We start from the raw sequence: 19,472 nt of genomic DNA on the forward strand, positions 1-19,472 counted from the left end.
ATATACAAAAAAAGTAGCGTAGACCTTATACTGGTCTACGCTACTTTTTATTAATGACAGGATGGGCAATTGCCATAGATTTCGAATTTGTGGTTTTCTATTTCGTAGCCTGGTATAGCATTTTGCAATACTTCCATTGGACAAAATGGAATTTCTTTAATATTGCCACAGGACATACAGATGAAATGATGGTGATGATGATCAGCCTCACATTGCATTCTAAAATGTTTCTCTCCTGTTAACTCGGTTTCTTCTAATATTCCCAGATTTACAAAGGTACTTAAATTTCTATAAATTGTATCATAGCTCATCCCGGGATGTTCTTTTTTCATCACATTCAGAATATCTTTAGCAGTTATATACTTTTCCGTTTCGGTAAAAATGCTTAGTATTTGCTCGCGTTTATCTGTTTTTTTAAATCCTTCATTTTTTAAAATATCCCATGCTTTTTCTATATTCACCCTGAAACAGCTCCCTTGCTCCCTATCTTTTTAGAAAAAATAGTTAGAAGTAAAATGATAATTGAAGTAACAACAATTGTTCCACCTGGCGCTAAATCCAAATAAAATGCACTAACCAATCCAACAATAACAGATAACTCACCGAATATAACGGATAGCAAGATTGCTTGTTTAAAGCTTTTAGATATACGCATAGCAGCAGCAACCGGCAGTGTCATAAGTGAGGAAACGAGTAAGATACCTACAATTCGCATCGACCCTGCAATAACTAATGCCGTCACAATCATAAATAATACATGAATCCATTTAGCAGGAAGTCCTGATGCTTTCGCATATTCCTCATCGAAAGAAAGTACAAATAATTCTTTAAAAAATAAAATTAAAAATACTATTACAATTAACGCAATGCCTATAATAATCCATAAGTCCTGACGACTTACTGCAGATACGGAACCAAATAAATAGCTAAATAGGTCCGAACTAAATCCTTCTGCTAATGAGATGAAAATTGCTCCAAAACCGAGCCCAGCAGACATGATAATAGGTATAGCAAGCTCTTCATAGTGTTTATATAATCTTCTTAATCTCTCGATAAACAACGACCCAGTCACAGATGCGACTATTCCTAAATATAATGGGTTTAATAGGGCCAATGCCCCGACAGACTGACTCAAATATAAGCTACCAGCAATACCAGCCAATGTTACATGACTCAAAGCATCAGCTATTAACGAAAGTCTACGAACAACTATAAAAACCCCTAATAGTGGAGCGATAAAACCGATGATTAGACCTGAGGCAAAAGCATTTTGTAAAAATTCATAGTGAAAAATAGAGTCAATCATGATTTTACCTCACTTTGATGATCGACTTTACGAACTGCGTGTCCATACCAAGCCTCTAATTGTTCATCACTCATCTGGTCCATCTCATTTTTAAAACCATGAAAATGAATTCGCTGGTTCAAACAAGCAACGTGACTTATACTTTTGGATACTGCATCGACATCATGGGTAACTAACACAATGGTAATATTATGTTCCCGATTTAAATGACTTAACATATTATAAAAAGATTTTACATTTTTGCTATCTACTCCAACGGTTGGCTCGTCAAGTATCAATACATTTGGATTACTGATTAATGCTCTAGCGATAAAAACACGCTGTTGCTGTCCTCCAGAAAGATCGCCAATATTTTTCATAGAATATTCATCCATACCGACTGATTTTAACGCTTGTCTTACCTGTTTGTTAACATTTGCAGGATATCGATGAAATAACCCTGTCTTCTTTACTAAACCACTTCTAACAACCTCAGTCACCGTTGCCGGGAATCCGGTATTAAACGAATTGGACTTTTGTGAAACATACCCAATGCGTTCTTTCTCTTTAAACTGATTAACTGGCTTCCCAAAAAGAAGTACTTCACCGCTCGTTGGTTTTAATAATCCTAGTATTATTTTCAATAATGTAGACTTACCAGAACCATTAGGTCCAATAATCGCAAGAAAGTCACCTTCTGCAATAGTAAGATTAATATCGATTAATGCCTTAGTTTGTTCGTATTGGTACGAAATGTTATGTAAGTTGATCAATGGGCTTCCCATTATTTTTCCTCGATTCTAATTAAGAATGATTACGATTTACAAAGTATTAGTATAGTCCATATTGCACCATGTGTAAATAAATATTACTTGGAAGGATGTTATTCTGGATATCCATAAATTTGTTCAACAGTTACAAACATGCTCTATTAAGGAGTTTAAGACAATCGTAAAGGGCTTTGATATAGAAATTTCCGACAAAGAATTAAAAAGTGTCTACCCATTACTAAAAGAAATTTCCCTTTCCTGGCTTTTATTTGGCGTTCCGCTTGCTATCCAACAAAAACTAATTCAAATACTTGGGGAACAACGTGCTATGGAACTTTATAAAGAAATTAAAGAAAAAGCACCAACTTCTTTTGGATGAACGAAGTTAATACCTGAAAATTTCTATCTAAAATAGGTAATTGCAATACAATAATACTTACTGATTTCCGATACAAACGAACGCTGCACCGTCCTCGCCTCTTGTGGACCGAAGTTAGTGGGCGACGTATATAAAAAAAACCATACACAGATTATAGAAAAAAGAGATGTTGGTTGGTTGTAACATCTCGTTACAACCAACCAACACCCCTATAAATAAGCTCGGTAATCATCTAGAAAACAGCGTTTAATTTGAAAAGAACGTGCTCTTGCATGTTAGCGCAACGCATCTATTGCTTCTGCATTAAATTGTTTTGAGCGAAGCATTTCAATCTCATGCTTGTATGGAGCTTCCTTCGATTTAGCGTCTACACCAACAAAAGGCGTTTCTAAAATTTTAGGGATTTCCATCAATTGAGGATGGTGCACAATGTACTGCAAAGCATCAAATCCAATTTCACCAAAACCGATGTTCTCATGTCGATCCTTTGCTGCTCCACATACATTTTTACTATCATTGATATGAAGTACTTTTAAACGATCAATACCGATTATTTTATCGAATTCATTTAAGACTCCATCAAAATCTTCCACGATATTATAACCAGCATCATGAATATGACAAGTATCCATGCAAATGGACAATCGATGATTATTTACAACACCGTCGATAATTTGTGCAAGTTCATCAAAAGTGCGACCACATTCTGAGCCTTTTCCAGCCATTGTCTCTAAAGCTATTTGAACTGGCCAATCGGTTGTCAGCACTTCATTTAAACCTTCAACAATTCTAGCAATACCTGCTTCTACTCCTGCTCCTACGTGAGCTCCTGGATGCAATACAATTTGAGTAGCACCTATATGAGCAGTTCTTTCAATTTCCTTTTGTAAAAACTCTACACCAAGAGCAAAAGTCTCAGGTTTTGTTGTATTACCTAAATTGATGATATAAGGTGCATGCACGACGATATTGGACATCCCATTTTCTTTCATATGAGCGATACCAGCGTCAATATTCAATTCTTCAATTGGTTTTCTTCTAGTATTTTGTGGTGCTCCTGTATAAATCATAAAAGTATTTGCACCATATGATGCAGCCTCTTTACTTGAACCCAGTAGCATCTCTTTTCCACTCATCGAAACATGTGAACCTAATAACATGATGACAACTCCTTATTTCTTACGGTTTTTAATACGTCTTTCTCTTTTCTTCACAATATCCATTTCCCATTTCATATTACGTTTGTAGCCTGGTTTAACCTTTTTAGGCTTACGGACTTGGGCTTTAGCGATTGCATCTATTTCATTTTCATTTTTTGTACGATTTTTACGTGCATGGCGTTCTTTAAGTTCAGACCATTCACCATTAACGACATCCTTATGCTCTAGTGGAATCCCCATTTTTTCAAGGCGCACTAAAGCATCTTCGTCTGATGGTTCATATAATGAAATTGCGATCCCAGTCATGCCAGCACGAGCTGTTCTGCCTACGCGGTGAACGAAGAACTCTAAATCATCTGGAAGTTCATAGTTAATCACATGGCTTACTCCAGGAATATCAATACCACGAGCAGCTAAATCGGTTGCCACGATATATTGGAATTCTAGTTCATGTATTTGTTTCATCACACGTTTACGATCACGAGGTGAAATATCGCCATGAACAACACCAACTTTGACACCATTTCCTTCTAAATAATGCGCTACTTCGTCTGCATGTTGTTTCGTATTTGTAAATATAATGGCTAAGTACGGATTAATACCTTCCATTACATCCAACAAGCGTTTCTTTCTAGATTTGCTTCGAACCGGAGTTACAATAAATTCAATACCCTCTGCTACTCGACGTTTCTCGCCTATTTTTATATGGACTGGTGAATCCATATATTTTTTTAAGAAAGGTTGTAATTTTTCTGGAATTGTAGCAGAAAATACATACATTTCTAATTTATCAGGCATACGAGATGCAAATTGATCAATTTCATTGATAAAGCCAAGATCGAAAGCTAAGTCAGCTTCATCTACAACTAAAACTTTTGCTGTATGAACAAGTAGTGCTTGCTCTACAGTAAGATCACGAAGTCTACCTGGCGTTCCAACTACGATTTGTGGTTGAGTTTTTAATTTTTCGATTGAACGAGCTTTATCCGTTCCACCAATGAATAATTTTGTTTGAATATCTGTGCCTTCTACTAGCTTGTTCAACTCTTTATAAATTTGCGTTGCAAGCTCTCTTGTTGGTGATGTAATAACTGCTTGTACTTCTCTTTTACTCGCATCTATTTTTTCAACAATTGGGATTAAAAAACTATGTGTTTTTCCTGTTCCAGTATGTGCTTGACCAATCGCACTTTTCCCCTTTAATACAAGTGGAATCATTTCTTTTTGAATTGGCGTTGGTTCTTGGAAGCCTAATTTTTCTATTGCATCTAATAAAAAAGGCTGAAAACTATAATCTGTATATTTTGACATTGTACGTCACTCCCTCACATTTCTTTATTGTACCACGATTGTACATAAAACGTACAATTTGCATAGAATATAATAGTCTTTGCTGTTCGAAAGGAGATGAAAAAATGCGTTACCAATCTTTTTATCCGTTTGCCCAAAATCAGGGAAATGACTTTTTTGGCATGTCTAATTCAAGTCCTCAGAATGTTCCAAATAATTCTTTTGATTTTTGGGGAGGGAATCAGGCTGCTCCCCCTCCACCACCACCAACTGCACCTGCAGGTCCGGCTACTAACTTTTTTAGTCAATTTCAGTCTGCTGCTCCAACAGGAGGCTTTCAACAAGGTCAACCAGTATCGAAAACTATGGGTTACCTACAAACAGCCGACAAATTCTTAAATACTGCCCAGCAGCTTACACCAATGGTTAGACAATTTGCTCCTATGATACAAAATGTACCGGCACTGTTAAAATTATACCGTGGTTTTCAATCTGTACCAGCTGCTACTACTGCCGTTACTGGTAATTTAGGTGCTGCTGCAGCTGCTTCAACAGCTGCGAGAGCAACTAGTACTGCTGCTTCTCTAACAAACGGAGCATCAATACCTAGAATTTTCCAGCCTCCAATTTAAAGTTTTGTAATCGTCTAGCCGCTCCGTTATAATATGAGTATGCTCGTATTGAAGGGAGTTACGTAAATGTTAGTTCAAAAAATTTCGCCTAGAGGATACTGCTATGGTGTAGTGGATGCAATGGTAATTGCTCGAAATGCTGCATTAGATACTTCTCTGCCAAGGCCAATATATATTTTGGGAATGATCGTCCACAACAAACATGTAACAGATGCATTTGAGATGGATGGCATAATTACGTTAGACGGAGAAAATCGCTTAGATATATTATCAAAAGTCGATACAGGTACGGTTATTTTTACCGCACATGGTGTTTCACCAGAAGTGAAAGAGTTAGCTCGTAAAAAGGGCCTTGTTTCAATAGATGCTACATGTCCAGATGTTACAGTTACGCATGACCTCATAAGAGAAAAAACAGCTGAAGGCTATGACATTATTTATATTGGTAAAAAAGGTCATCCAGAGCCAGAAGGTGCAATAGGTGTAGCTCCAGACAAGGTACATCTAGTTCAATCGTTAGAGGACATTGAGAATTTAACTATTAAGACCGATAAATTACTCGTTACCAATCAAACTACAATGTCTCAATGGGATGTTGTGGATTTAATGAAGAAATTAGAAGAGAAGTTCTCTCATATTGAAGTCCATAAAGAAATTTGTTTGGCTACTCAGGTTCGTCAAGAAGCGGTTGCTGAACAAGCTGGAGATGCGGAACTTTTAATAGTAGTTGGAGATCCTATGAGTAACAATTCTAATAGATTGACACAAGTTTCAGAGGAAATCGCTGGAACACCTTCTTACCGAATTGGCGACATTTCCGAACTACAATTGGAATGGTTGGATAATATTTCTCATGTTGCAGTGACAGCAGGTGCTTCCACACCTACTCCAATAGTAAAAGAAGTTATTCAATTCTTAGAAAAGTATGATCCAAACGACCCGGAAACTCACGATACAACAAAAAAAACAATACCATCCAAAATTCTACCTAAAATTAAAGTACCAAAACCAGTAGATCGAATTGAACCTTATCCAGTTAAATAAAATAAGCTGCTCACTAGAGAGCAGCTTTTTTGTTTATATTCTATTAAATCAATTGAAAGGGTTCCGTTGAAATGTTGGATGGGATGAATTCAACAGCAAGTTTGTGTTGCATACAAACCTTAGTCATATACTCCGCAACACCAATTTTCATAATTTGTTCCACATGATGACCCGGATCTATAACTGCTAAACCTATAGCTTCTGCATCTTGTGCCACATGGAAATATAAATCACCTGTTACAAACACATCCGCTCCAGCTCTTTTAGCAGTCTGTATATATTTATTGCCATCTCCACCAAGGACAGCAACTTTCTTAACTTCCTTCGTCAAATTTCCTACCACTCGAACAAAAGGTACATTCAGTTGTTTTTTAACTATTTCTGCGTAGTCAGCTAATGTTTGGCTTTGCGGCAATGTTCCAATTCTCCCAAGTCCTTTTTCATTGACTTCTAAATCTAGCAATATTAAGTCATAAGCAGGTTCTTCATATGGATGACTTGTCAGTAATGCTTTTAACACCTTACTTTTCATAGAAATAGGAAAAACAACCTCTATTTTATCTTCTTCTACTACTGCTAATTCATTCGCTTGTCCAATAAAAGGAGTAGCTAAGCTAGACGGTTTGAACCTTCCTTCTCCTTCTGAAGTAAAGCTACAATCCGTGTAATCTCCAATTTGACCAGCACCAGCAATTGCTAATGCTGTTCTAACTAGCTCTGTTGATTCCTTAGGAGTAAAGACCGCCAGCTTCATTAATTGTTCAGAGCTAGTCTGCTCTAGAATATTAATGTTTTCTAGTTGCAAAGCAGTAGCAAGTAAATCATTTACCCCACCTGAAGCAATATCTAAATTGGTATGCGCAGCATATACAGCAATATCATGCTTTATCAATTTCTCTATTAACATGCCCTGAGGTAAATCTGTTCGCATATTTTTCAATCCGCGAAAAATAGGAGGATGATGAGCAATAATTAGCTCACAACCATTTACAATAGCTTCTTCTACTGTCTTTAAATTTACATCTAAAGTAACCAACACTTTAGTTATAGTTTTGTTAAGAGTCCCAATTTGAAGACCTACTGGATCTCCTTCAACTGCCAAAGACTTTGGTGCCCATTGTTCGAAAAGGGAAATAATATGTTGCCCATTTGTTTCCTTCATCGCTTATAAAGTCTCCTTTACTAAGGCAATTTTGTTTTCGAGTAATTGTTTCTTTTGCTGTACTTCAGTTCCTTGTAATTTGTTAAGTTCATCTACAATCCGTTGCCATTCATTTACTTCATTGGTCCATTTCTTTAGATATACAGGCGATTTGTCTTTACTCAAAATTGGTCCAACTAATAATTCCTTTTCCGAAAGTTTCATTTGCCCTTTTACTAATACAAGAATTTCATAAATTTTATCGTGTTCTTCTAAAATTACTTCCTGGTCTATCTTCCATTGTTCTTGAATAGCCCACTCTCGTATAGCTTTCGCATGAACATTTGGTTGTAAGATTAATGTATCCACAGTGGTAAGTTTTTCTTTTCCGGTTTCTAAGATAGAAGCTATAAGCGGACCACCCATTCCAGCTATAGTAACCGTTTGGACATTGTCGTTAGCCGTGATGACCTCTAAACCATTCCCGAAACGAACATCAATATTATTTTGAAGTCCTTCACTTATTACTTGTTTTTGAGCAGATTCAAATGGACCTTTGACTACTTCACCGGCAATAGCTTTAGAAATGACACCTTCATGTACCAAAAAACATGGTAAATAAGCATGATCACTACCGATATCCGCCAAAGTAGTATTTTCTTTTACAAAGGTAGCGACTGTTCTCAGTCTAGTCGACAAATTTTTTGCATTCATTGTTTCAACACCTCTTCATTAACTATTATAGCAAAAAAGAAAAAAGACCTCGATTCTTTTACAGAATCAAAGGTCTTTTAGTTACATACTATTCTAAAGATTTAACCCATGCCGCCATAGCGTCAATGTTTTCTTCAGGTACTAATCCAGCTGGCATTGCACCTTTACCATTTGCTAAAACGTCTTTTACTTCGTCTTCAGACAATGCAGTTCCAACTAAAGCTGGACCCATGCCGCCTTCATAACTATTACCATGACAACCGATACATTTCCCTTGAGCTAAAGCTTCTGGATCAAATTCTCCAGCTGAAGCTTCTCCGCCTTCAGTTCCTTCTGCATGCTCTTCAGTTGCAGCAATTTCTTCTTTGTTTCCTACACCATCCATAGACAAGAAGAAAATTAAACCAATACCAAAAGCCATAATTAAGATAAATGGAATTATTGGATTTTTTTGCATAATTAACCCTCCCTTTTAATACAATCTTTTCTAATATAGAATTAGTCAACATTAATATTGTACTGCATTCTTAAGAAAACTAAAAGTCTTAGGAGAGAAGTTTTCTTAGATTGTGACATTTTAGACATAATCTTAGCTCATTTTCTACTATCAACACCCAATATGTCGAGCAATTACCATTCTTTGTACTTCAGAAGTTCCTTCACCAATTTCTAGTAATTTTGCATCTCGCATATAGCGCTCTACTTCATACTCTTTCATATAGCCATATCCACCATGTATTTGAATAGCTTGATCCGCTACTTCCATTGCTATTTCGGATGCATATAGTTTACACATAGAAGCTTCTTTCCCAAAAGCACGTCCTTGATCTTTCAACCATGCCGCTTTATGGACCATTGTACGTGCTAGCTCAATTTTCATCGCCATATCTGCCAATTTAAATTGCGTTACCTGAAACTCGGAAAGTGTTTTTCCAAATTGCTTACGCTCTTTAGAATAACGTAGCGCTCTGTCGAAAGCTGCTTGTGCAATTCCAACTGCCATTGCTCCAATACCAATTCGGCCACCATCAAGAGTTACAAGAAATTGCTTGAATCCTTGCCCTTTCTCCCCTAGTAGGTTTTCCTTTGGTACTCTTACATTTTCCAATACTAGCTCAGTTGTATTAGATGCATTTAGACCCATCTTCTCGTAATTATCAATAACAGAGAAGCCTTCTGCATCCGTAGGCACAATTATTGCAGAAATTTCTTTTTTACCATCTTTGATATCCGTAATTGCTGTTAATGCTAGGTGTTTTGCATAGCTAGCATTCGTTATAAAAGCTTTGTTTCCATTAATAACATAATCATCGCCATCTTCTTTAGCCGTTGTCTGTGTACCGCCTGCATCTGATCCTGCATTAGGTTCCGTTAAACCAAAAGCCCCGAAGGATTCGCCTGTACATACTGGAACCAAATATTTTTGTTTTTGCTCTTCTGTACCAAATAGATTAAGTGGAGCTCCCCCAAGCGATATATGTGCAGAATAAGTGATTCCTGTAGAAGCACATGCTCTACTCAACTCTTCTGTCACGATTGCAAAACTAACTGTATCTGCACCTGCTCCGCCATACTCTTCTGAAAACGGTAAGCCCATCATCCCCATGTCGGCTAACTGTTTAAAGATTTCTTTTGGAAAAGCTTTCGTCTTATCGCGCTCAATCGCTCCTGGCGCTACAACCTCATCCGAAAACTCACGAATAGTTTTGCGGATCATTTTATGCTCCTGTGTTAAATCAAAATTCATTTCATTCATCCCCTTTGTAAATAAAAACGCTTACATTTCTATTATACTAAAAATATAAGAAATTCAAAGATATATTATAATAAGGGGACGACAGCTATTTTTGATCAACACTTTTTTCTTAATAATTCCATGGTGTTTGCAGACCAACCCATATGGCATACAGGTTAGGATTATTTTATAAAAAAAGCGAGAGTCTATTTATTAGCAGGAACACTTACTAGAAATTATAATTTCTTTACACTCTATTTTCACTTTTGAGTAAATCTATTAGTTAAACTCTCAGAAAAATTATATAAGTTCTACGTTAGTTCATCAATGTAGAAAACAAAAGCATCTTTCTACACATTTGGATGTGTAGAAAGATGCTCTCTTATTTATACTGAACTGGTTACTGAACGAATTGATAAACCAAAGTCCATATCAGCTGACACATCTGGTAGGTTATAATAACTGCGTAACTTTTCTAAAACTTCAGCAGGTGGTTTTTCATTGAAAAATCCAGTACGGGCCATGGACATTCCACTGATTTTATATAAATCTACCATCGTTTCACACATTTTAATACCTGCCCCAAAGGAATCTATTATCGGCACATTGTCCACATGATGAATACCAAAGTTTGCCAAGAAAATATTCATCGGCCCCTCACCAGGAATAATTACATCCGCACCTTGCGCTATAGCTTGTTGAGCAGCTATTGTAAACTTTTCGATAATCGGTTGTGGATTGTCAAAGCCCTCTAAAATATCATAGAAGCCAATATCCGCCTGGATGATCGGACCTACCTTTTCCCCCAAGCCGTATTGTTGAGCATTGAAACGTAACTGGTCAACAAGTGGAGCTAGAAAATTCACAATACCAATCTTTGTTCCAAGCATCGACGCAATATGCATCGATGCTTGCCCGTAACCTATCACAGGAATATCAACAATTGATCGTGCTTCGATTAACCCTACGTCAGGAATCGTACCAATAAAAACGGCATCATAGCCAGCTTTTTCAGCTATCATTGCATTTCTAATGAATTGTTCCTTATGCAAACTTTGTAAATAATTGTACGTTATAAAATGTCCCGGATATTGCTGTGGATAAGTCTCTTTCGACATACCATGTAACACAACATCTACATCTGGACGTGCGATTTTAGAGAAATGATTTACAACGGCATCTCGATAAACTGGAATGTCTTCAATGGATGTTAAACTTTGGTGCCAAATTTTCACACCAACGCCTCCTCTACATTCGATTGTTGGATTGCTTGTTTAGCAGCTATGCGACCAAATATTGCTGCCTTTCCGAGTGAACTACCCGTCATATATCCTGCACCATGGAAGCCCCCTACAACTTCACCTGCCGCCAAAAGACCTGGAATACTTTCATTAAAGGGATTTAACACTTCTGCCTTTTCATTCACTGTTACACCCGCATATGTAGCTAGCATGGCCGTTGAGGTATTCATCGCATAAAAAGGAGCTGTTATAATTTTTGTTGGTTTTCCAAATGTATGCGTAAGTGTTGTTCTACCCAATACGTCATTTCCTGTATCGACCGCTTCGTTATAACTGCTGATCGTTTGTTGTAACGATGAGGGTGGAACTCCAATTATTGTTGCTAATGCTTCGATAGATTCAGAACGTTCCATTAAACCTAGTTCTTCAAGTGATGCAAAATCATACAATGCATCTCCTTTTACACCTTTATCCATTACTGTTTGATCCCAAATTTGAAAAGTACTTTGATCCGACTGTTGTAATGCTGCATCTCCTAGTAATTTATAGGATATAGATTCATTTACAAAACGGTCGCCCTGCTCATTCACAATAATGCCTCCTTTATAAAAAGTATGAGCTTGGCGTTTATTGTCATTCGTAGAGCTAGGATGGAATCCGTATGTGCCTTTTAAATATGGTGTATCTCGTAACCATGCACCTTGTTCACATGCAAGCCTGATGCCGTCCCCTGTGTTTCCTACTCCACCCAAACGTATTGTATTAGTTAGCCCGGGAGCAAAGTGTTCAAGTAAGTCTTCACTACGGGAAAAACCACCTGAGGCGATAATAATACCTTTACGTGCTTCCACAACATATGAATGACCTCTATATGTTACATGGACTTGCTCAACTCGCTCATTTCTTTTTTCTAGACGAGTAACTACAGCATCCGTATATATTTTTGCGCCATGTTCGATTGCTCTACTTTTTAACATATCAATTGCCTGATTGGGGACAATCGTATGCCCACGTGGGTTTGTATGGCCACTCACTGCTTGACAATCTATAAATTGTACACCTTGATTAACAAGCCAATTGTATGTTTCTAACTGGTGCTGTCCATATGTTTCAACGAGAGTACGATCATTTTTATACTGCCCAACTTGCAACATATCTTCTATTAAACTGTCTGCTGAATCAGTAATTCCATGTTGTTTTTGAAATTCTGTTCCTGCAAATGCCATAAAACAACCACTTAATAATGAACTACCACCAATTTGAGGTTGTTTTTCTAAAACTATCACACTCGCTCCCGCAGCAGCGGCTTCCACTGATGCGCAAAGACCGGCCATACCAGCGCCGATAATTACAATATCTACAACTGCTTTCATAGGCTTAAGCTTCCTTTGTTAATACCGCTAGAATCTCTAAGCCTGCTTCGCATACTTGCATGTCATGTGAATAGTGTCCACCACTTACTCCAATTCCACCGACACATTCACCGTTAATTAGAATTGGATAACCTCCACCAAATATAACTAGTCGATTTGTATGCACGAGACCTGTTAATAAAGGTGGATCATCTTTTAAGCGGTCATACCATTCATGTGTTGCACGATTGTATGCTGCGGCTGAGAATGCTTTATTTTGAGCAATTTCTAGCGCTAAGACAGGTGCTCCATCCATTGCGTAAAATGCTTTTAAATTCCCTGCTTTATCTACAATTGAAATGGCAAATTTCATACCAAGTTCAATTCCTTTTTTCTCTGCAGCTTCTAGCATTTGTTTTGCCAAATTTAAAGTAATTGTTTGTTGTGTGAAAGTATATGTTTGTTCCATAATTCTCTATCCCCTTTAATTTATTATTTTGTAAGACCTACTGGCATTCCAGTTCCGAACGCTTCAATTGAAGCAGCTGTTATAGCTTTACTATGTGGTAATGCGATATTGACAATAACATTTGCCATATCAATTGGCTGTAACCATCCTGTTTTATCTAAATCCGGTCCTAAATCATCGGTCATTTTCGTATCTACTGGGCCCGGACATACTGCATTAACGCGGATCCCATATGGTTTTAATTCTTCTCCTATTGCCTTTGAAAAACCAATAACTGCATGTTTTGATGAAATATAAGCACTACGATTTGGTCCACCTTTTGTTCCCCAAATAGATGAAATATTAATAATGGTTCCTTCTTGTTTAGCAATCATATCTGGCACAATTTGAGAACAGAAGTAATAAGGACCATTCACGTTAATATCATGGACACGCAACCATTCCTCTGTCGTTGTATCTACAAAAGGTAACATGCTCATTGTGCCAGCATTATTTATTAATATATCTACTGGGCCAAGTTCTTCTTTTACGAAGGCGCATGCTTTTTTTACTTGGGCTTCGTTCGTTACATCGCAGGGTACTGCAATTGCTCGGACTTTGTATTGCTTATTAATGACATCGACAACCTCTTGACACTCTTCTTCAAAAAGAGAACAGACCGCAATATGTGCTCCATGAGAAGCAAGTAACAAACATGTTTCTCGTCCAATACCTCGACCACCACCTGTAACAAGGGCCACTCTTCCATTCAATAGCATATTAATTCCCCCATTATAAATACGCTTTTTGTTGTGAAGTGATCAGGTTGACGGCATGTTCTCCTGCACGTTTTCCAAATACTAAACAACGTAATACTGATGTGCCTCCTGGATATTTCCCGTAATAAAGACCGGATGTTTCTCCTGCTGCATATAACCCCGGAATTGGATGATTGTCTCCTGATAAGACGCGACCATTTGTATCCGTTGCTAGCCCTCCATTTGTAAATACATTGCAACAAATAATCGGATATGCAATAAATGGACCTTTATTTATAGGAATGGACCAGTTCGATTTTGGCGGTGAGATCTCTGTCGCTGCTAATCCATCTTTTTGGTTAAATAAAAATTCCCCTGTTGGGCAAGCTTCATTAAATCCCTCTACCGTTTTAGATAATTTTTCTATTGGAATGTCTAACGCTTTTGCTAGTTCCTCAATTGTGTCTGCCACAATTGGAGGGACTTCTGTTTGCAATGCTTCTTCATGGCCAGGTATATCGTACATTTTTTGATCCGAAATCATATAAGCAATGTGACCCTCACATTCGTAGAAAATCTTACGAGCAACGGCTTCATATTGTTCATCAATCGTCGTTTCTCCTTCATCGACAAAACGCTCGCCTTGTTGGTTTACTAAAATACCATATGGGTACATCATGACCCCTGCTTCTTCCCTTTTACTACGAGGATCAACAGTTTCCGCATGGAAAGCATCAAATTGTCCTTGCCCTTTTGCACCAATTCGTAATGCCATACGAATGGCCTCACCTTTATTAAATAATCCACCTTCAGCAACGGTAGGAATTTTATGTGCATGACGGCCAATATATTGTGCCATCATCTCATGACTTCCTTGAAAGCCTCCTGCTGCTAATATCACTGCATTAGTCGATAAGGTGAGTGTTTCTCCTTCTGCAATACGTACTTTAAGACCTTTTACATTGCCTGAATCGTCGAGTACTAAATCCCATGCAGTCGTTTCATAGATAATTTCTACACCGAGGGCACGAGCACGTAGGCTAAGTGTATCAACAATCGCACGACCACCACCAACAGGTAACAAACGTGGTTTAGAAGCCGTTAAAAACATTGTAGGTAAGAAATCGAACTCTACACCTTTCGACTCTACCCAGCGCAATGTCGAACCTGCATTTTCATGTAATATTCGTATGTACTGCTCATCTGCGTAATAATCCGAAAACTTCAACATATCTTCTATGAAGTTTGGTGCAGGATTATCGATATTTTCCATTCGCATATAAGCAGCAGTCCAACGTGTATTCCCTCCACGTTCCTCAAAAGATGCTCGTTCTAAAATTGCAATTTTAATATCTAGATTTTGTGCTTTTGCTTCTTCTGCGGCTGCTAATGCAGCGGATGTCCCTGCAGCACCGCAACCTACAACAATAATATCGTAATCTACTTTTGTCATACGCTTCCTCACTTTCTACTTACCAGAATATTGAACCTCTAATTGTTGAATTTCCTTTAACTTAAATAGTTGTTGACGTTGTTCCCATGAGCAGATTAAATCATTCATATTTTTTTGGGACTCTTCTTGGTGTAATAATTTCATAGCTTCCACCGCTCCTTTTATTGCCCCACGTAAAGCTGTATTAGCACATAACATAATTTGGAAGCCCATTTCTTGTGCCTCTAGACGAGAAACAAGTGGCGTTTTACCACCCTCAACCAAATTAATAATATGTGGAATACCAGGGACTTCTTTTGGAATCCGTAAAAGTTGTTCCATGTCTGTCGGCGCTTCTACAAAAATGGCATGAGCACCAGCTTCTTTGTAGGCATTCGCTCGCTCTAATGCTTCTTCAATTCCATATACTCCTACCGCATCGGTTCTGGCGATAATCGCTAATTTATCATCTATTCGTGCATCTAAAGCTGCTTTAATCTTGCCAACCATTTCTTCTTTAGAAATAACCGATTTCCCATTAAAGTGTCCGCATTTTTTGGGCATCACTTGATCCTCAATTTGAATAGCTGCCGCTCCGGCCCGTTCCAACATTTTTACTGTGCGTTGCATATTAATCGCATTACCAAAACCTGTATCTGCATCTACAACAATTGGAATATTCGTCACATCTGCCATCCATGAAACTACTTGGGCGATTTCCGTTGCAGTAGTCAAACCAACATCCGCCCAACCAAGTTGCGCATTAGAAATGCCTGCACCTGTTGCATAGATTGCTGGAAATCCCGTTTCTTCGATAATACGTGCCGTCATGCCGTCAAAAGCTCCTGGTAATATAAACGTACTTGGATTTTTCAATAATTGTTGAAATTGCTCTGTCTTTTTCAATTGCTTCCCACCCTTTAATTTACTAATTCCTTCATGTAATAAGGATCAGCTTCATAAAATACTATTTTGACTTTGTCACTACTTTGAATATTGACCCCTCTAATGAAATGCTCATCCATCACTTCAATAACGTTTGAATATATATGTTGTGTAGTATGAATCTCTACATTGTAATGTCCTCGTTTTGGTAGTGTAAAATAGGGCTCAATGCCCTCTTGTAAGTCGTATTGAATTGAATATGGTCGGCCACATAGTGCATAAATTTTTTCAACATGACCAGCTTTTAATAAGTTACGACAAAGAGTCGAACTAATTTTTTCACCAGCCATTTCGACTTTTGGAGCAATCACTACTTGGATTTGTTGCTGACTTTGTTCAGCAATCATATGCACTTGTCCTTCACCTTTAAAACCGTATTTATAATCAAAACCAGCGACAGCAACTTTAACACCAAGCTTCATAAGATATTGTTCAACAAATGTCTGAGGGGCTAAAGAGGCAAATTCTTTTGTAAAATGAACGATATAAAGTAAGTCGACGCCCAACTTCTTTAATTGATGGGTTTTTTCTTCTATGGGCATTAAATAATCCACATTGCTATTCGTTATAACCGTTTTTGGGTGAGGAAAAAAACTCATCACAGCCAGTGGCAACTGTTTTTTACATGCGTGTTGTTTGGCAATTTGAATAACGGTTTGATGGCCTTTATGGAGTCCATCAAAAAAACCGAGTGCCATCACGCTCTGTTCACTTTTCCGTTGTACAGCCTCTAAATTTTCTGCATCAATTAAAATGACTTTCATGATGAATCCCCTCCTATTTTCATGTGGTACACACAAAATTGATAGCGTTTACATTTTATGTTACTAATGGATCTTTTCAGGCTTCTTAATGCAATTCGTAAATGATGGTTTAAGCATATAAAATAAAATAATGTTCAACTAGAATAGTTTTTTACGATAATCAATTTATTTTCCGTTATATTTTAACGGATTTTAGGTTTAGTGGGTTAGAGGTAGGGGGTTTTAGGTATGTATTTATAACTAATTGTGCCACCTTTTAACTTCATAAGAAAAACCGAGCAAAAAAACGCCCAGTCCTTTAAAAACAAACACGTTGGTATGCCGTTGATTTCCGCTCCGAGCGGAAAGCGTCCGACTGAAACCAAAATCAGTAGTATTATTCATTCTTTAAAGTTTTGTAAAACCAATGTTCATGGCACATTTTTATATACTTCTTATCTATTAAAAAGCTGTACAGATGAGTGTTGCTCTGCACAGCTTCTTGGTTTGTTATTTTGTAGCTCTTATGGATTGTGCAACTTCATAAATCATATCCTCTTGCCCGCCTACCGTTTTTCGGCGGCCAAGCTCTACTAAAATGTCTCGCTCATCTACTCCAAACTGCTTTGCGGCTTTTTCAGTATGAAGTAAGAAACTTGAATACACACCAGCATATCCCATCATTAAACTAGACCCACTAATTTCTTGAGGACGTAGCATCATAGGTGCCATGACATCATTAGCAACATCTATAATGTCATATAAATGAACGCCGGTGGCAATATTTAAACGATCTAATACAGCAATGATAGCTTCCGTTTGCGTGTTTCCACTCCCTGCTCCTAGTGCACGTAAAGAACCGTCAATATATGTAGCACCAGCTTCTATGGCCGCTAATGTATTAGCCATCGCTAGCGACAGATTATTATGGGCATGAAAACCAATCTCGCAACTAACATGCTCTTTTAAAGCCCGAATCCGCTCTGTTACTTCATGAGGCAATAAATAGCCTGCTGAATCAGTTACATATACGATTTCAGCGCCGTAACTTTCAAATAATTTCGCTTGTTCTACAATCACTTTAGTATCTGCCATATGTGCCATCATTAAAAAGCCTGCTGTTTTCAGACCTAGCTCTCGACTTAGATTAATATGTTGAGCAGCTACATCTGCTTCTGTTACATGTGTCGCCACACGTGCCATTTTAGCACCTACACTTACAGCATTTTGCAAATCACCTTTAACACCAATACCTGGGATTAATAAAACAGCAACTTTTGAAACACTACATTCATCCACTGCTGCCTCAATTAGTTTTAATTCATCCACTGCTGATAGACCGTATTGTAAGCTGGAACCCCCTAAACCATCTCCATGAGAAACTTCAAAGTATTCTATACCCGCCTTATTCAAACCACGAGCAACTGATCGAACTTGCGCTTCTGTATACGAATGTTGCATCGAATGACTACCATCACGTAAAGTAACGTCTAATACATGCACATCTCTCATACACGAATCCCTCCATTTACATGGTTTTTAGCTATCTCATTTGCAACCCGCGCAGCCGCTGCAGTCATAATATCTAAGTTACCAGAGTACTTTGGAAAGAAGTCACCCGCTCCTTCAACTTCTACAAAAATGGATACTTTTTTTCCATCAAAAATGGGTTCGCCTCTTAAACGATAACCCGGAACATATGATTGGACCTCTTTAACCATTTCTTTAACGGACTCAATAATTTCTTGTTCCTTACCTTCTTCGGCTAATAACGCATGCACCGTATCACGCATAATAATAGGTGGTTCCGCTGGATTTAAAATAATGATGGCTTTCCCTTTTTTAGCTCCACCGACTACCTCGATTGCCCGTGCAGTTGTATGGGTAAACTCATCAATATTTGCACGTGTTCCAGGACCTGCACTTTTACTCGCTACAGTTGCTATAATTTCTGCATAGTCAACTTGGGTAATACGATTAATGGCATAAACCATCGGTATTGTAGCTTGTCCACCACATGTCACCATGTTGACATTATCTGCTTCAATATGTTGCGTTAAATTTACTGATGGCACAGTAAATGGACCAATCGCAGCAGGGGTTAAATCAATCATCCTTTTTCCAGCTGCTTTGACTACTGCATAGTTTGCCTCATGTGCATATGCACTTGTCGCGTCAAATACAATATCAACTAATTCCATTTGATCACGCAAGCCTTCAATACCATTTTCAATTGTTGTATATCCGCGCTCTTTTGCTCTGCGCAACCCTTCAGAAGCTGACTCGATACCAATCATCACTGACATTTGTAAATAATCACAGCGCTCAACCTTATACATTAAATCCGTCCCAATATTACCTGAACCGATAATTCCTACTTTTAATTTTGACATATTGTCACCT

The 19,472-nt window shown here is 37.8% G+C and carries 20 protein-coding genes; 2 read left to right on the forward strand and 18 right to left on the reverse strand.

Annotated features, from left to right (window positions below):
* Positions 1-50 precede the first annotated feature (50 nt).
* The 5 genes from MKX39_RS10815 to MKX39_RS10835 form a co-directional block, all read right to left on the reverse strand.
* On the reverse strand, positions 51-461 hold the full coding sequence (locus MKX39_RS10815) for a Fur family transcriptional regulator (protein WP_340762687.1): 411 nt from the start codon (positions 459-461) through the stop codon (positions 51-53).
* Positions 458-1,306, reverse strand: a complete 849-nt coding sequence (locus tag MKX39_RS10820; protein WP_340769573.1) for a metal ABC transporter permease — start codon at positions 1,304-1,306, stop codon at positions 458-460. The genes MKX39_RS10815 and MKX39_RS10820 overlap by 4 nt, the downstream gene beginning before the upstream one ends.
* The gene (locus MKX39_RS10825) at positions 1,303-2,070 is read right to left on the reverse strand and encodes a metal ABC transporter ATP-binding protein (RefSeq protein ID WP_093538377.1); all 768 of its coding nucleotides are present in this window, start codon (positions 2,068-2,070) and stop codon (positions 1,303-1,305) included. Before MKX39_RS10825 ends, MKX39_RS10820 begins: the two co-directional genes overlap by 4 nt.
* Before the next feature lie 639 nt (positions 2,071-2,709).
* Complete coding sequence (locus MKX39_RS10830) at positions 2,710-3,594, reverse strand: deoxyribonuclease IV (RefSeq protein WP_340762690.1); 885 nt, start codon at positions 3,592-3,594, stop codon at positions 2,710-2,712.
* Positions 3,595-3,606: 12 nt separating this feature from the next.
* Positions 3,607-4,905 carry a DEAD/DEAH box helicase gene (locus tag MKX39_RS10835; RefSeq protein ID WP_093538375.1) on the reverse strand — a complete coding sequence of 433 codons (1,299 nt, stop codon included), beginning with the start codon at positions 4,903-4,905 and terminating at the stop codon, positions 3,607-3,609.
* Between the two features lie 104 nt (positions 4,906-5,009).
* Here MKX39_RS10835 and vrrA point away from each other — a divergent pair, with 104 nt between their 5' ends.
* Positions 5,010-5,516 carry a VrrA/YqfQ family protein gene (vrrA, locus tag MKX39_RS10840; protein WP_340762691.1) on the forward strand — a complete coding sequence of 169 codons (507 nt, stop codon included), beginning with the start codon at positions 5,010-5,012 and terminating at the stop codon, positions 5,514-5,516.
* A gap of 66 nt (positions 5,517-5,582) precedes the next feature.
* On the forward strand, positions 5,583-6,560 hold the full coding sequence (locus MKX39_RS10845) for a 4-hydroxy-3-methylbut-2-enyl diphosphate reductase (protein ID WP_093538373.1): 978 nt from the start codon (positions 5,583-5,585) through the stop codon (positions 6,558-6,560).
* A 43-nt stretch (positions 6,561-6,603) separates the two neighbouring features.
* Here MKX39_RS10845 and MKX39_RS10850 read toward each other — a convergent pair whose 3' ends face one another.
* The 13 genes from MKX39_RS10850 to MKX39_RS10910 all read right to left on the reverse strand — a co-directional run bounded on the left by MKX39_RS10850 (position 6,604) and on the right by MKX39_RS10910 (position 19,462).
* Positions 6,604-7,722 carry a Nif3-like dinuclear metal center hexameric protein gene (locus tag MKX39_RS10850; protein WP_340769574.1) on the reverse strand — a complete coding sequence of 373 codons (1,119 nt, stop codon included), beginning with the start codon at positions 7,720-7,722 and terminating at the stop codon, positions 6,604-6,606.
* A 3-nt stretch (positions 7,723-7,725) separates the two neighbouring features.
* A complete protein-coding gene (locus MKX39_RS10855; protein ID WP_340769575.1) occupies positions 7,726-8,415 on the reverse strand; it encodes a tRNA (adenine(22)-N(1))-methyltransferase in 690 nt (229 codons plus the stop codon).
* Positions 8,416-8,503: 88 nt separating this feature from the next.
* Entirely contained in the window at positions 8,504-8,872 is a 369-nt protein-coding gene (cccA, locus tag MKX39_RS10860) for a cytochrome c550 (protein ID WP_093538370.1), read from the reverse strand.
* A gap of 150 nt (positions 8,873-9,022) precedes the next feature.
* Positions 9,023-10,162: an acyl-CoA dehydrogenase gene (locus MKX39_RS10865; protein WP_340762696.1), complete on the reverse strand. Its 1,140-nt coding sequence runs from the start codon at positions 10,160-10,162 to the stop codon at positions 9,023-9,025.
* 374 nt (positions 10,163-10,536) lie between these two features.
* The gene (locus MKX39_RS10870; RefSeq protein WP_340769576.1) at positions 10,537-11,385 is read right to left on the reverse strand and encodes an aspartate/glutamate racemase family protein; all 849 of its coding nucleotides are present in this window, start codon (positions 11,383-11,385) and stop codon (positions 10,537-10,539) included.
* Positions 11,382-12,764, reverse strand: a complete 1,383-nt coding sequence (locus MKX39_RS10875) for an FAD-dependent oxidoreductase (RefSeq protein WP_340769577.1) — start codon at positions 12,762-12,764, stop codon at positions 11,382-11,384. Before MKX39_RS10875 ends, MKX39_RS10870 begins: the two co-directional genes overlap by 4 nt.
* A gap of 4 nt (positions 12,765-12,768) precedes the next feature.
* A complete protein-coding gene (locus tag MKX39_RS10880) occupies positions 12,769-13,212 on the reverse strand; it encodes a GlcG/HbpS family heme-binding protein (RefSeq protein ID WP_175496326.1) in 444 nt (147 codons plus the stop codon).
* Positions 13,213-13,235: 23 nt separating this feature from the next.
* Positions 13,236-13,970: an SDR family NAD(P)-dependent oxidoreductase gene (locus tag MKX39_RS10885; protein ID WP_340762701.1), complete on the reverse strand. Its 735-nt coding sequence runs from the start codon at positions 13,968-13,970 to the stop codon at positions 13,236-13,238.
* Between the two features lie 13 nt (positions 13,971-13,983).
* Positions 13,984-15,402: an FAD-dependent oxidoreductase gene (locus tag MKX39_RS10890; RefSeq protein ID WP_340769578.1), complete on the reverse strand. Its 1,419-nt coding sequence runs from the start codon at positions 15,400-15,402 to the stop codon at positions 13,984-13,986.
* A 15-nt stretch (positions 15,403-15,417) separates the two neighbouring features.
* Positions 15,418-16,287: an isocitrate lyase/PEP mutase family protein gene (locus MKX39_RS10895; protein ID WP_340762704.1), complete on the reverse strand. Its 870-nt coding sequence runs from the start codon at positions 16,285-16,287 to the stop codon at positions 15,418-15,420.
* Positions 16,288-16,301: 14 nt separating this feature from the next.
* Positions 16,302-17,090, reverse strand: a complete 789-nt coding sequence (locus tag MKX39_RS10900; protein ID WP_340769579.1) for an FAD synthetase family protein — start codon at positions 17,088-17,090, stop codon at positions 16,302-16,304.
* Positions 17,091-17,579: 489 nt separating this feature from the next.
* Complete coding sequence (gene dmpG, locus MKX39_RS10905) at positions 17,580-18,581, reverse strand: 4-hydroxy-2-oxovalerate aldolase (protein ID WP_340762706.1); 1,002 nt, start codon at positions 18,579-18,581, stop codon at positions 17,580-17,582.
* On the reverse strand, positions 18,578-19,462 hold the full coding sequence (locus tag MKX39_RS10910; RefSeq protein ID WP_340769580.1) for an acetaldehyde dehydrogenase (acetylating): 885 nt from the start codon (positions 19,460-19,462) through the stop codon (positions 18,578-18,580). Before MKX39_RS10910 ends, dmpG begins: the two co-directional genes overlap by 4 nt.
* Positions 19,463-19,472 lie beyond the last annotated feature (10 nt).

It is taken from the genome of Psychrobacillus sp. FSL K6-1464 (assembly GCF_038003145.1).
Taxonomy (GTDB): Bacteria; Bacillota; Bacilli; order Bacillales_A; family Planococcaceae; genus Psychrobacillus; species Psychrobacillus psychrotolerans.